At 75.0% G+C, this 12,824-nt stretch carries 12 protein-coding genes; 4 read left to right on the top strand and 8 right to left on the bottom strand.

Annotated features, from left to right (window positions below):
• The first annotated feature begins 2 nt into the window (after positions 1-2).
• Entirely contained in the window at positions 3-983 is a 981-nt protein-coding gene (locus tag ACZ6J5_RS35520; RefSeq protein ID WP_469398081.1) for a small ribosomal subunit Rsm22 family protein, read from the top strand.
• A 15-nt stretch (positions 984-998) separates the two neighbouring features.
• Here ACZ6J5_RS35520 and ddaH read toward each other — a convergent pair whose 3' ends face one another.
• Positions 999-1,829, bottom strand: a complete 831-nt coding sequence (gene ddaH / locus ACZ6J5_RS35515; RefSeq protein ID WP_469398080.1) for a dimethylargininase — start codon at positions 1,827-1,829, stop codon at positions 999-1,001.
• A 194-nt stretch (positions 1,830-2,023) separates the two neighbouring features.
• Here ddaH and ACZ6J5_RS35510 point away from each other — a divergent pair, with 194 nt between their 5' ends.
• Entirely contained in the window at positions 2,024-2,650 is a 627-nt protein-coding gene (locus ACZ6J5_RS35510; protein ID WP_469398079.1) for a TetR/AcrR family transcriptional regulator, read from the top strand.
• Positions 2,651-2,759: 109 nt separating this feature from the next.
• Positions 2,760-3,539 carry a bifunctional DNA primase/polymerase gene (locus ACZ6J5_RS35505; protein ID WP_469398078.1) on the top strand — a complete coding sequence of 260 codons (780 nt, stop codon included), beginning with the start codon at positions 2,760-2,762 and terminating at the stop codon, positions 3,537-3,539.
• Positions 3,540-3,590: 51 nt separating this feature from the next.
• On the opposite strand, the gene ACZ6J5_RS35500 is transcribed toward ACZ6J5_RS35505, so the two are convergent.
• From ACZ6J5_RS35500 to ACZ6J5_RS35470, 7 genes are all read right to left on the bottom strand, one after another.
• Positions 3,591-4,601, bottom strand: a complete 1,011-nt coding sequence (locus ACZ6J5_RS35500; protein WP_469398077.1) for an SCO2278 family lipoprotein — start codon at positions 4,599-4,601, stop codon at positions 3,591-3,593.
• A complete protein-coding gene (efeU, locus tag ACZ6J5_RS35495; protein WP_469398076.1) occupies positions 4,561-5,445 on the bottom strand; it encodes an iron uptake transporter permease EfeU in 885 nt (294 codons plus the stop codon). The genes ACZ6J5_RS35500 and efeU overlap by 41 nt, the downstream gene beginning before the upstream one ends.
• 46 nt (positions 5,446-5,491) lie before the next feature.
• Positions 5,492-6,766 carry an iron uptake transporter deferrochelatase/peroxidase subunit gene (efeB, locus tag ACZ6J5_RS35490; RefSeq protein WP_469398075.1) on the bottom strand — a complete coding sequence of 425 codons (1,275 nt, stop codon included), beginning with the start codon at positions 6,764-6,766 and terminating at the stop codon, positions 5,492-5,494.
• A 16-nt stretch (positions 6,767-6,782) separates the two neighbouring features.
• A complete protein-coding gene (gene efeO, locus ACZ6J5_RS35485; protein WP_469398074.1) occupies positions 6,783-7,940 on the bottom strand; it encodes an iron uptake system protein EfeO in 1,158 nt (385 codons plus the stop codon).
• A gap of 176 nt (positions 7,941-8,116) precedes the next feature.
• Positions 8,117-9,019, bottom strand: a complete 903-nt coding sequence (locus ACZ6J5_RS35480) for a heme ABC transporter ATP-binding protein (protein ID WP_469398105.1) — start codon at positions 9,017-9,019, stop codon at positions 8,117-8,119.
• Positions 9,020-9,039: 20 nt separating this feature from the next.
• Entirely contained in the window at positions 9,040-10,050 is a 1,011-nt protein-coding gene (locus ACZ6J5_RS35475; protein ID WP_469398104.1) for a FecCD family ABC transporter permease, read from the bottom strand.
• A 92-nt stretch (positions 10,051-10,142) separates the two neighbouring features.
• Positions 10,143-11,207 carry a heme/hemin ABC transporter substrate-binding protein gene (locus ACZ6J5_RS35470; protein ID WP_469398073.1) on the bottom strand — a complete coding sequence of 355 codons (1,065 nt, stop codon included), beginning with the start codon at positions 11,205-11,207 and terminating at the stop codon, positions 10,143-10,145.
• Positions 11,208-11,301: 94 nt separating this feature from the next.
• On the opposite strand from ACZ6J5_RS35470, the gene ACZ6J5_RS35465 reads away from it, so the two are divergent.
• Positions 11,302-12,699 carry an HtaA domain-containing protein gene (locus tag ACZ6J5_RS35465; protein WP_469398072.1) on the top strand — a complete coding sequence of 466 codons (1,398 nt, stop codon included), beginning with the start codon at positions 11,302-11,304 and terminating at the stop codon, positions 12,697-12,699.
• Positions 12,700-12,824 lie beyond the last annotated feature (125 nt).

Here is a 12,824-nt window from a genome sequence, read left to right as displayed (position 1 = left end):
CGGTGAACGCCTCCCACCCCTCCGCCGACTCCCTGCGCGCCGCGCTCGCCGCCGTCCTCGACGGGCTGCCGCCGCGCCAGGCCGCCCAGGCCGTCGAGCGGCTGATCGCCAACTACCGGGGGGACACCCCGACCGACGCGCCCGTGCTGCGTGACCGGTCCGACGTCGCCGCCTACGCCGCCTACCGGATGCCCGCCACCTTCGAGGCGGTGCGCGCCGCCCTGTACGGGCTCGTGGACGCCGCCCCCGACTGGACGCCCGCCACCCACACCGACGTCGGCGGCGGCACCGGCGCGGCGGGCTGGGCCGTCGCCGAGGCGTGGGAGGGCGCCGCCCGCACCACCGTCCTGGACTGGGCCGAGCCCGCCCTCACGCTGGGCCGGGAGCTCGCCGACGGCGCCTTCGAGGCCGACTGGCGCCGGGAGCGGATCGGCGGGGCGCTGCGGCTCGCCGACACGGACCTGGTGACCGTCTCGTACGTCCTGAACGAGCTCACCGAGGCGGACCGCACCGCGCTCGTCACCGAGGCCGCGCGCGCCGCGCGGGCCGTCGTCATCGTCGAGCCGGGCACCCCCGACGGCTACGGGCGGATCATCGCCGCCCGCACCCTGCTCGTCGAGGCGGGCTTCACCGTCGCCGCGCCCTGCCCGCACAGCGGCGCCTGCCCGATCGCGCCGGGCACCGACTGGTGCCACTTCTCGGCCCGGGTCAGCCGCTCCTCGCTGCACCGCAAGGTGAAGGGCGGTTCGCTGCCCTACGAGGACGAGAAGTACGCCTACGTCGCCGCCACGCGCTTTCCGGTGACCCCGGCCGCCGCCCGGGTGGTGCGCCGCCCGCAGATCCGCAAGGGGCTGGTGCAGCTGGAGCTGTGCGGGCCGGACGGGCTCGGCCGCGACACGGTCACCAAGCGCCACGGGCCCCTGTACAAGCAGGCCCGGGACGCCGAGTGGGGCGACGCCTGGCCGCCGGAGGAGACCGCCTAGGGCCGGTCGGGGCTCCTAGGGCCGCAGCTCCTGGGTGCAGCACTTCACGCTGCCGCCGCCCTTGAGCAGCTCGCCCAGGTCCATGCCGAGGGGCTCGAAGCCGCGCTCCCGCAGCGGGGCGAAGAGGCCCACCGCCGCCTGCGGGAGCAGCACGTGCCGGCCGTCGCTCACCGCGTTCAGGCCGAGCGCGGCGGCGTCCTCGGCGCTCGCGATCAGGGCGTCGGGGAAGAGCCGCTCCAGGACCGAGCGGCTGCCGGGGGAGAAGGCGCCCGGGTAGTACATGACCTCGTCGCGCGTGTCGTCCAGCACGCACAGCGCCGTGTCCAGGTGGTAGTAGCGCGGGTCCACCAGCTCCAGGCCGATCACCGGGCGCCCGAAGAACTCCTGGGCCTCGTCGTGGGAGAGCGGGCTGGAGCGGAAGCCCCGGCCGGCCAGGATCCAGGAGGCGGTGACGGCGAAGTCGCCCTCGCCCTCGTTCACGTGCTCCGGGACGCGCACGTCCGCGTCCGCGTAACCGTTCCCCCGGAACCAGTCGAGGTGCGCGGCGGCCTCGTCGGAGCGCTCCGGGTAGGCGAACCTCGCCCCCAGGACGCGCCCGTCCACCACGGTGGCGCCGTTCGCGGCGAAGACCATGTCCGGCAGGCCCGGACGCGGGTCGAGCAGCTCCACGGTGTGGCCGAGCGCGCGGTAGCGGTCGCGCAGGTCCTCCCACTGCGCGAGGGCCAGCGGCAGGTCGACCGGCTTGGTGGGGTCCATCCAGGGGTTGATGGAGTACGTCACCTTGAAGTGCGCGGGTGGGCACATCAGATAACGGCGGGGCGAGGCCTCGCGCGGTGTGGGGCGCAAAGAGGGCTCCTCTACGGTCGCTGTGCGTTGAGCCCATGGTCCGCTTTCCGGGGGCCGCGCGCTGTGGACCGTTCGGGTGGTTCGGACGCCCTCCCGCGACGTCCGCCGACGCCCCCGGGCCGGCCCTCCCGCGACGTCCGCCGACGCCCCCGGGCAAGCGAGACGGGGCGTCTCGCTGCTGCTAGGTTTGCGTCATGACGGACACCAAGGCACCCGACTCCTCCCGCCGCAGCGAACGCTCCCGCCGCGCCATCTACGCCGCCGCCCTCGACCTGGTCTCCGAGGTGGGCTACGCGAAGACCACCGTCGAGGGGATCGCCTCCCGCGCGGGCGTCGGAAAGCAGACCATCTACCGCTGGTGGCCGGAGAACTCCAAGCCCGCCGTCCTCATGGAGGCCTTCCTGGACCTCGCCGAGCGGGCGGGCGAGGCGGCCGGGGCCGAGGGCGGGAGTGAGATCCCCGACACCGGCGACCTCGCCGCCGACCTCCGGCAGGTCCTGCGCGCCACCGTCGACGAGCTCAACGACCCCGTCTACGACCGCCCCACCCGCGCGCTCGCCGCCGAGGGCATCGTCGACCCCGAGCTCGGCGCCCGGTTCACCGCGAAGCTCCTCGAACCCTCGCTCCAGCTGTACGTACGCCGCATCGAGGCCGCCCAGGCGGCCGGTGACGTCGATCCCGCGATCGACCCCCGGATCGCCCTCGAACTCCTCGTCGGCCCCCTCCACCACCGCTGGCTGCACCGCACCCTGCCGCTCACCCACGCCTACGCCGACACCCTCGTCGACTACGCCCTGCGCGGCCTCGGCGCCCGTCGGTGAGAACCGGCCCACCCCCCGGTTCCCGACTCCGGTCACCCGAGGCGCAGGATGGTGGGACGATGGAGAGCCCGTGGGACCGAACGGGCGAGCATGAGGTGTGAGGGGATAGATGGGCGACGGCATCGGCCGCTACCGCGGCACGGAGAGCAAACTCGCACAGTGGCTGCGCAGGCGCCCCAAGCGGAGCGCGGCCGACGTCGAGAACGACCGTGAGAACGCGCTCCTGGCCGTCGCCGCCGCCGGGATGCCGCTGGCCCCCGCCGCGTACCCCCTCGGCTACCGCTGTTCCTGTGAGCGGATCGGCTGTCCCACCCCCGCCCGGCACCCCGTCTCCTTCGCCTGGCAGACCCAGTCGACCACCGACCGGGCCCAGATCGAGCGCTGGGCGCGCAACCAGCCCGAGGCGAACTTCGTCACCGCCACCGGCATGGTCCACGACGTCCTGGACGTCCCCTACGCCGCCGGCCGGGCCGCCCTGGACCGGCTGCTCGCCGAGGGTGTCGACGTCGGCCCCGTGGCCGTCTCCGACGCCGCCGAGGACCGTGCCGACGACGGGCGCATGTTCTTCTTCACCGCCACCCGCGGCACCCCCGAGGACGAGGACGAGTGGTGGCCCTGCGAGCTGGACTGCCATCCCGAGACCATGGACGAGCACCCGGGGCTGCGCTGGCACTGCCGCGGCAGCTACGTGCTCGTACCGCCGTCCCGGCTCCCCGGTGACGAGGGCAGCCAGCCCGCCCTGTCCTGGGTCCGCGGCCCCGAGCACCCGCTGCCCGACCCGCTGAACCTCCTGGAGACCCTCACCGACGCCTGCGCCCGGCACGCCGCCGCACAGGCCGAGCAGGGGGAGAGCGCCGAGCACGAGATCGCCTGGCCGATCGGGCGCTGACCGGAGCCCGGAGCGGGGCCCGGAGCGGGGCCCGGACCGGCGGTGGAGCTCCTACGAGCCCTCCGCCGCCGTCACGCCCTGGAGCCGGCCCACGACCGCGACCGCGTCGCGCTCCGCGCCCGCCGGCTTCACCAGCGCCGTCTGGCTCGACACCCACCGCTTGGTGACCGTGTTCCGCACCTCGCCGGTCAGCAGCGCCTTCACGTCCTTGCCGACCTTCGGCCGGTAGCCCTTCGCCGCCGTCTCGCGCTCGAAGTAGCGGGTGGCGAAGAAGACCAGCGCCCCGCCGTCCTCGGTGACGAGCCCCAGCGGCGCGAAGTCCCCGCCGCTCTCCGCCCGGTCCACGTACTGCGTCACCAGCCCCGGCCGCCTGGCCTCCTTCTCCCGCGCGGCCCGCCACGCGGTGGTGTGCGGGCCCGGTGCGAACGGCCCGGCCGCCCCGCTCCTGAGGAACGCCACGTACCGCTCGCCCAGCTCCCCGGGCGGGACCGCCGGCCCCCCGGGACCGGCGCCGGCCGGCACCGCGTAGCCCGCCTCGGTCCTGAACGCGGGGACGTCGCCGGGGCTCAGGATCGACAGATAGGCGACCTCCCAGAGCTGCTGGGCGCCGCCGCGCACGAAGACCAGGAGCCAGCGGTTGTCGCCGGGCCCCTGGTCGGTGTCCCGGTTGGAGTCGGTGTCCGCGACGAAGAAGCGCGGCCAGCCGGCCTTCCGGGGGATGAGGAACTTCGCGTCCGTCAGCTCCAGCGGCCGGTGGTCCGGATTGCCGCCGGGCGAGGACTTCTGGCGGGAGCGGAGGCCCGCCTGGTTGATCTCGCCCATCGGACCGGTGACCCGGCCCGCGTCGAGGGCCGGGTCGTACGCCTTGTCGGCCTTGTTGTAGGCCTCGGTGAAGTCCTTCAGGGCCTGCGCGGCCTCGTCCTTCGTGGCGGCCGGGACGAGCTCCCGCTCGCCGTGCACGGTCACGCAGCCGCTCGCGGTCAGCGCCAGGACGGACGCCGCCGCCGCCGCGAGGAGCGTGTCAGCCGGCCGCCTCCACGCCGGTCGCCCCAGCCTTCTCATCGCTCTCGGCCGCCTTCTGCTCCGCCACCCGCTTGGACGGACCCGACCCTACCGGGGCCAGGAACACCGCGAGCGTCGGGATCAGATATGCGGCCCACACCGTGACCTGAAGGACCGTCGGGTCGGGCTGGAAGTTGAACACGCCCTTGAGCAGCGTGCCGTACCAGCTGTCCGGCGGGATCGTCGCCGAGATGTCGAACGCCTTGTCCGCCAGGCCGCCGAGGAAGGCCGCCTCCTGCAGGTCGTGCACGCCGTACGCCAGCACACCGGCGGCGACCACGACCAGCATCCCGCCGGTCCAGGTGAAGAACTTCGCCAGGTTGATCCTCAGCGCGCCCCGGTAGAACAGCCAGCCCAGGAACACGGCCGTCAGCAGGCCCAGGATCACGCCGACCAGCGGCGCGTGGGTGCCGTCGGACGAGGCCCGCACCGACGCCCACACGAACAGCGCCGTCTCCAGGCCCTCCCGGCCGACCGCCAGGAACGCGGTCGCCACCAGCGCGCCCGTGCCCATCTGGAGCGCCGCGTCCAGCTTTCCGTGCAGCTCCGTCTTCAGGTGCCGCGCGGTGCGCCGCATCCAGAAGACCATCCACGTCACCAGCACCACGGCGAGGATCGACAGCGAGCCGCCGAGCAGTTCCTGCGCCTCGAAGGTCAGCTCCTGCGAGCCGAAGGTCAGGCCGGCGCCGAAGGCCAGCGCGACGGCGACGGCGACGCCGATGCCGATCCAGATCGGCCGCAGGGCGTCCCGGCGGCCGGTCTTCACCAGATAGGCGATGAGGATGCAGACGACCAGGCTGGCTTCAAGACCCTCGCGCAGGCCGATCAGATAGTTGCCGAACACGGCGGTCCCTCCTTGGACGTCGTTCGGTGACGGGGGTGGCGGCGGCTCAGGCGAACAGCGCCCGGCCCCACCAGTCGTCCTTGTCGCGGACACCGGGCGGGATCGCGAACAGCGCCGAACCCACGTGCTGGATGTACTCGTTGAGCGCGTCCGAGCGGGACAGCGAGGTCTGCACCGGGACGAAGCCGGTCCGCACGTCCTTCTGGTACGCGAGGAAGAACAGGCCCGCGTCCAGCCGGCCCAGCCCGTCCGTGCCGTCCGTGAAGGAGTAGCCGCGCCGCAGGATCGTCGCGCCCGCGTTGGAGTCGGGGTGCGCCAGGCGCACGTGCGAGTCCGGCTTCATCGCCTTCAGGAACGGCTCGTCGTGCTCCTTGGGCTTCCCGGCGGGCGCGCCCTCCTTCTTGTCGCGGCCGAAGACGTCCTCCTGCTCGGCGAGCGAGGTGCGGTCCCAGGTCTCGACGTTCATCCGGATCCGGCGGGCGACCAGGTAGGAGCCGCCGTCCAGCCAGGCGGCCGGGCCCTCGGCGCCCTTGCCCGACACCCACACGTGCCGCGCGAGGCGGTCGGTCTCGGTGCCCGCGATGTTCCGGGTGCCGTCCTTGAAGCCGAAGAGGTTGCGCGGGGTCTGGGCGTCCGGGGTCGTCGAGGACGTCTTGCCGAAGCCGAGCTGCGACCAGCGGACCGCGACCTTGCCGAAGCCGATGCGGGCCAGGTTGCGGATGGCGTGCACGGCGACCTGCGGGTCGTCCGCGCAGGCCTGGACGCACAGGTCGCCGCCGCTGCGGGCCGGGTCCAGGTTGTCGCCGGGGAACTTGGGCAGGTCGACCAGGGCCGCGGGGCGCTTGCCGGCCAGCCCGAAGCGCCCGTCGAAGAGCGAGGGGCCGAAGCCGATGGTGAGGGTGAGCCGGGAGGGCCTGAGGCCCAGCGCCTCGCCGGTGTCGTCCGGCGGGGCCTCCGGCAGGCCGCCGTAGGCGCCCTCGCCGACCTCGTGGCCGGCCGTCATGCGCTCGGCGGCCCGGGTCCAGTCCTTGAGGAGCTGGACCAGCTCGGCGCGGTCGGTCGTCTTCACGTCGAAGGACGCGAAGTGCAGCCGGTCCTGGACGGCGGTGGCGATGCCGGCCTGGTGCGGACCGTGGAAGGGGACGGCTCCGCCGCTGTCGGCGACGGTCTCGGTGGCCCCGTCGCCGCCCCGGGTGAGGGCGACGGTGGTGCCGGCGGCGACGGCGCCGAGCGCGAGCCCGGCCCCGCCCCAGCCGATGACGCTGCGGCGGGAGGGGGCGGGGCCGCCCCGCTCCTCGGGGTCCGGGAGGTTCTCGGTCATCGTGGGTCCCCCTCCGTTACTTGACGACGGCGGCGGCGAGCTTGGAGAGCGGCTCGGCGAGCGCGTTCACGCCGTCCGAGAGCTCCTTGCGCTGCTCCTTGCCGACCTTCTCGTACGAGGTGAAGGCGTAGCCCGTCTTGTCCGCGCGGTACTTGTCGAGGAGCGTGTTCAGGGCGGCGAACTGCCTGTCGAGCTCGGCGACCAGCTTGGGGTCGTTCTTGGACGCGACCGGCTTCAGCAGCTCGAAGGACTTCTGGGCGCCCTCGACGTTGGCCTTGAAGTCGACCAGGTCGGTGTGCGAGTAGCGCTCCTCCTCGCCGGTGACCTTGCCGGTGGCGACCTCGTCGAGGAGCTCCTTGGCGCCGTTGGCCATGGAGGTGGGCGTGATGTCGGCCTTGCCGACCCGCTTCACCCAGTCGGCGAGGTCCTTGTCGAGGAGGTCGGCGAGCTGCTTCTCGCGGTCGCCGATCTTCTTGTCCTGCCACAGCGCCTTCTCCAGGCGGTGCCAGCCGGTCCAGTCCTTCGCCGGGTCCTGGCCGGCCTCCAGGCCGTCCTCGCGGACGTCGACCTTGGGGTCGATGTCGCCGAAGGACTCGGCGACCGGCTCGGTGCGCTCCCAGCCGATGCGGGACTCGGCGTACGCCTTCTTGGCGGCCTCGACGTCACCGGCGCGGACGGCGTCGGTGAAGACCTTGACCTTCGGCAGGGTCGCCTCGGCCTGCGCCTGCACGTACTGGCGGTAGGCGGCGACGGCGGCGTCCATCTCGGGCGAGCGCTTCACGGCGCCGGTGCCGGCGCCGGTCGCGGTGACCTTCTGGCGGATGCCGTCGCCCTTCATGCCGGGCTTGCAGGCGATCTCGTAGTCGCCGGCCTTGATCTCGGCGGTGACGGACGCCTTGGTGCCGGGGCCGATGTTCTCGCGCTCGGCGACGATCCGGTCGTCCGGGTAGAGGACGTAGACCTCGGTGACCTTGCTGCCGCGGTTCTCCACGTTCAGCTTGAGGTGGCCGGCCGGGAAGTCCTTCTTGGAGACCTCGCAGGAGTCGTCCTTCGCGATCACCTGGACCGCGCCGTCCTCCGACTTGGCGTCGCTCTTCTGCGTGCAGCCCGTGGCGGCGGCCAGGACCGCCGCCGTGGCGGCGGCGGTGAGGACGGTGAGACGGACGGCTCGCATGAGGGCTCCACTCGGGGACACGGCGCTGGGACAGGGTGCGGGGGACGGGGTGAGGCGGACCTAACTTAACCGAGGCTTACCTGAGCGATACCCACCCGTCCAGTGATTCAGCTCTCAGGTCCGGGGCCCCGGACACAGCCCGGTCACGGCTGTCCCACGGAGCCTTCAGGGCTTGGTCAAGGGCTGGTCAAGCAGGGCGGATTGTCCTGATTCGGGCTACGTGCGGGTAGCACCACGGGCGCGCCCGTCCGGGGGTGCGGGAACACCTCCACCGGCTGCCGGTAGACCCGGCTCAGCAGCTCCCCGCCGAGCACCTCCGCGGGCGGCCCGGCCGCCTCGATCCGGCCCCCGTGCAGCACCGCCACCCGGTCCGCGTACGCGGCGGCGAGCCCCAGGTCGTGCAGGACCGCGACCACCGCGACCCCCGCCGCCGCCCGCGCCCGGCACACCCCGAGCACCAGCTCCTGGTGGCGCAGGTCGAGCGCGGCGGTCGGCTCGTCGAGCAGCAGCAGTCCGGTCCGCTGGGCGAGCACCCGGGCCAGCGCGACCCGGGCCCGCTCGCCGCCGGACAGCGCGGGGAAGGGGCGCGCGGCGAACCCCTCGGTCTCCGTCAGCGCCAGCGCCTCGGCGACCGCCGCCCCGTCCTCCGCCTCCCGGGCGGTCCCGGCCCAGGGCGCCCGGCCCATCCGGACCACCTCGGCGACCGGGAAGGGGAAGGAGAGCGCCGCGTCCTGCGGCAGCACCGCCCGGCGCAGGGCCAGTTCGGCGGCGCTCCAGGCGGCCGCGGGGCGGCCCGCGATCCGCACCGCCCCGGCGTCCGGCGCCAGGTCCCCGGCGAGCGCCGCGAGCAGCGTGGACTTCCCGGCCCCGTTGGGCCCCACCAGGGCCAGCACCTCTCCGGCCCGTACGGTCACGTCGACGCCGTCCAGGACCGGGCGCCGCCCCAGCGCGAGCCGGAGCCCGGCCGCCTCGGCGACGGTCCCGCCGGGCGGGACGGGGGAGGGGAGGGCGCGGGTGCGGCGCCGGGGGAACGCCCGGACGCCAGGAATGCCGCGATGGCCCTGGAAGCTCGGCTTCATGCTCGGCTTCATGCTCGGTCTCATGCCCAACCACCTTGCCTGCGACGGGTCCTGCGCAGCAGCCAGAAGAAGAACGGGCTGCCGATGAGGGCGGTGAGGACGCCCAGGGGGAGTTCGGCCGGGGCCGCGAGGGTACGGGCCGCGAGGTCGCCGGCCATCAGGACGACCGCCCCGCCGAGCGCGCTGCCCGGGACGAGGAAGCGGTGCCCGGGGCCGTGCGCCATGCGCAGCAGGTGCGGCACGAGCAGGCCCACGAAGGTGATGATCCCGGCCACCGCGACCGCCGCCGCCGTGAGCAGCGCCACCACCAGGACCAGCGCGACCCGCAGCCGTTCGACGTCCACGCCCAGGTGCCGGGCGGGCCGCTCGCCGAGCGCGAGCAGGTCGAGCCGGCGGGCGTACAGCGGGGCCACGGCGAGGCCGAGCAGCGCGCACGGCAGGACGGCGAGCACCTTCGGCCAGGTCGCCTGCGCCAGCGAACCGAGCTGCCAGAAGGTGATCTGGGTGAGCTGGGCGTTGTCGGCGAAGAAGACGAAGAGGCCGATGAGGGCGCCCGCGAAGGCGTTGACCGCGATGCCGGTGAGGATCAGGGTCACCACCTCCGTACGCCCGCCGGACCGCGACAGCGCGTACACCAGGCCCACCGTCAGGAGTCCCGCCCCGAAGGCGCAGGCGGTGACGGTCCAGCCGCCGAGGAACGACAGCCCGAGCGCGATGGCGCCGACCGCGCCGACGGCCGCGCCCGCCGAGATGCCGATCACGCCGGGTTCGGCGAGCGGATTGCCGAACACGCCCTGGGTCAGGGCGCCCGCGCAGCCCAGCGAGGCGCCGACCAGGAGGGCGAGGACGACCCGGGGGAGGCGGATGTTCCACAGCACGCTCTCCGCCGACCGGTCCAGGGCGTGGCCGCCGAGGCCGGTCCGGTGCAGGACGGAGGCGAGGACGTCGCCGAGCGGGATCTCGTACGCCCCGATCCCGGCCGACAGCAGCGCGAGCAGCAGCAGGGCGCCGAGCAGGGCGCCGGTCAGCACGGTGGTCCGGCCCGCGCGGGGGCGGGCGGCCCCGGACGCGGCGGCGGTCTCCGCGGCGGCGGACTCCGGGGCCGTCTCCGTGGTGGCGGCGGTCACTTGGGCTCCCCGTACAGCTGGTCGACCAGCGTCTTCAGGACCCGGTCGGTGCGCGGGCCGTAGGTGAGGAGCACGCCGTCGTCGACGGAGACGATCCGGCGGTCCTGCCCGGCCGGGGTCTCGGCGACGCCGGGCAGCCGGACCAGTCCGTCGACGCCGCCGACCGAGTCGAGTCCCTTGCGCATCACGAGGATCGCGTCCGGCGCGGCGGCGGCCAGCGCCTCGCTGGTGAGCGGGGTGAAGTCCTTGGTGAGCCCGGACTCCTTGCCCGCGTCGACGGCGCCGGCCGCCTCCAGGAGCGAGCTCGCCCCGGAGTCGGCGCCGCCGAGGAGGTAGACGGCGGCCGAACCGCGCACGTACAGGAAGGCGACCCGGGGCTTCCCGGAGCGGGCGGGGACCGTCCGGCGCACCGCGTCGAGCCGGGCCTCGGTGCGCCGGGCGAGCGCGTCGCCCGGGCCGGGCACGCCGAGCGCGGCGGAGACGGCGCCGATCCGCGCGGGCACGTCGGCGAGGCCCTTGGCGGGCGCGACGACCAGCAGCGGGACACCCGCCTCGCGGATGCGGGCGACGGCCTCGGCGGGCCCGGTGGTGCTCTCGGCGAGGACGAGGGTGGGCCGCAGCGACAGCACGCTCTCGGCGGAGACGTCGTGGGCCCGGGTCACCACCGGGAGCCGCGCGGCCTGTTCGAAGGTGGCGGTGACGTCGCGGGCGACCACCTGCCCGCCGAGCCCGAGGCTGAAGACGAGCTCGGAGAGGGAGCCGCTGAGCGGGACGATCCGCTCGGTGGAGGTCACGGTCACCCGGCGCCCGTCGGCCGAGGCGACGGTGACGGGGAGTCGGGGCCGGGCCTGCTCGCGGGCGGCGAGGGGCTCGATCCGGTCGGGCCCGGTGGTGGCCCCGGCGGGCGCGGGCGCGGCCTCGGGGGCCGCCGGGCCGCAGCCGCCCGTGGTGAGGGCGAGGGCGAGCGCGAGCGGGGCGAGGAGCGCGATCGCCTTGCTGCGGGGGCGAGTCGGGGGTGTGCGATGGGGTGTGCGATGGGGTGTGCGGGGGGCGGTGCGCACCGGCGGGCTTCCTGTCTCTCGGTGGCGGCGGACGTCTTGACCGGGTCGTATCTTAGGTTAGCCTTACCTAAGCTTCCTCGAACCGGAGGGTTCCATGCCGCCGTTCCCCAGACCCGGGCGCGCATCCGCCGTGACACTCGTCGCGGCCCTGCTCGCCGTCCTCCTCCCGGCCGCCGCCGCCCGCGCGGACAGCCGGACCGTGCAGGGCGGACGGCTCGACTGGGGGATCAAGACCTCCTTCCAGAGCTACGTCACCGGGCCCGTCGCCCAGGGAAGTTGGGGGCTCACCGGCGGCGCCGCCACGGTCGGCAGCGGGCAGTTCCGCTTCCACTCCGCGCGCGGCTCGTACGACCCCGCCACCGGCGCCTTCGACGCCGCCTTCAGCGGCGGAGTGCGCTTCCTCGGGCACCGCGAGGCCGACGGCGGCCACGCGCTCGACCTCACCGTCAGCCGCCCCCGGATCCGCGTCCAGGACGGCCGGGGCACGCTGTACGCCGACATGGCGAGCAAGGCCAAGGGCAGCGGCACGCTCACCCGCCGCGCCGGGGTCCCGCTCGCCGCGCTCGACCTCTCCGGGATCGACATGCGCGGCGGCACCGGCCCGCTCGTCCTCACCGGCGTGCCCGCGACCCTCACCGCGCAGGGCGCGGCCGCCTTCGCCGGCTACTACACGGCCGGCACCCCGCTGGACCCGGTCGCCCTCTCCGTCGACCTCGTCGGCGCGGCGGGCACGAAGCCGCCGGCCTCGCCGACGCCGGACGCGTCCGCCCCGGCGAACGGGAAGGCCACCACCGGATTCCGGGACGCCGCCGTCGACTGGGGCGTGCGCCGCACCTTCCGCGAGTACGTCACCGGGGCCGTCGCCCAGGGCCGCTGGACGCTGAGCGGCGGCGCCCAGGACGGCGGCGCGCTCTTCCGCTTCCCGGCGGGCAAGGGCGCGTACGACCCCGAACGCGGCACCCTCGACGCCGCCTTCACGGGAGCCGTCCGCTTCACCGGCGCCCACCTCGACCTCACCCTCGGCGCCGTCACCGTGAAGGTCGCCGACGGGCGCGGCACGCTCAGCGCCGACGTCACCGCCGCCGGGAGCCCGCCCGGGAAGGCGGTCCCGCTCGTCACCTTCGCCGCCGGGAAGCTGCGCGCCGAGGACGGTCTGGTCAGCGTCGCCGAGGCCCCGGCCACCCTCACCGAGGGCGGCGCCAGGGCGTTCGGCGGGATGTACCGGGCCGGCACCGCGATGGACCCGGTCTCCCTCGCCGTCGCCGTCGGCGCCACGGCGCAACTGCCGCCGCTGCCGGACCTGGGGACGGACGCGAGCACGCCGGAACCGGCGCCCTCCTCGGCCCCCGCGCCCGGGCCGGCCCCGGCGAAGGCCGCCGACAGCGCCCCGGCGCCCACGGTCTGGATCGCCCTCGGCGCGGGAGCGGCGCTGGCCGGGGCCGTGGCCCTCGGAGCGGTCCTGCGCAAGCGCCGCACCCGCGCGGCCGGCTGACCGGACGTCATACCGCCGCGACGACACGTCCCCCCGGCGGCACGTCCCCCGCCCGTTCGGGCATCACCCCCGAACCCTCGCCCCCTCCTCTCCCGACCTCCTCGCTCCATCGCACCGGCCGCCGG

This window comes from Streptomyces sp. NPDC042100 (assembly GCF_055582325.1).
The sequence above is the reverse complement of the archived record's forward strand: the minus strand, read 5'-3'. Positions and strand labels throughout refer to the sequence as shown.

Coding starts and splice junctions, on each gene's coding strand:
- ACZ6J5_RS35510 (WP_469398079.1), top strand. CDS start 2,024: ATGACGGACACCAAGGCACCCGACTCCTCCCGCCGCAGCGAACGCTCC.
- ACZ6J5_RS35505 (WP_469398078.1), top strand. CDS start 2,760: ATGGGCGACGGCATCGGCCGCTACCGCGGCACGGAGAGCAAACTCGCA.
- ACZ6J5_RS35500 (WP_469398077.1), bottom strand. CDS start 4,601: ATGAGAAGGCTGGGGCGACCGGCGTGGAGGCGGCCGGCTGACACGCTC.
- efeB (WP_469398075.1), bottom strand. CDS start 6,766: ATGACCGAGAACCTCCCGGACCCCGAGGAGCGGGGCGGCCCCGCCCCC.
- efeO (WP_469398074.1), bottom strand. CDS start 7,940: ATGCGAGCCGTCCGTCTCACCGTCCTCACCGCCGCCGCCACGGCGGCG.
- ACZ6J5_RS35480 (WP_469398105.1), bottom strand. CDS start 9,019: ATGAAGCCGAGCTTCCAGGGCCATCGCGGCATTCCTGGCGTCCGGGCG.
- ACZ6J5_RS35465 (WP_469398072.1), top strand. CDS start 11,302: ATGCCGCCGTTCCCCAGACCCGGGCGCGCATCCGCCGTGACACTCGTC.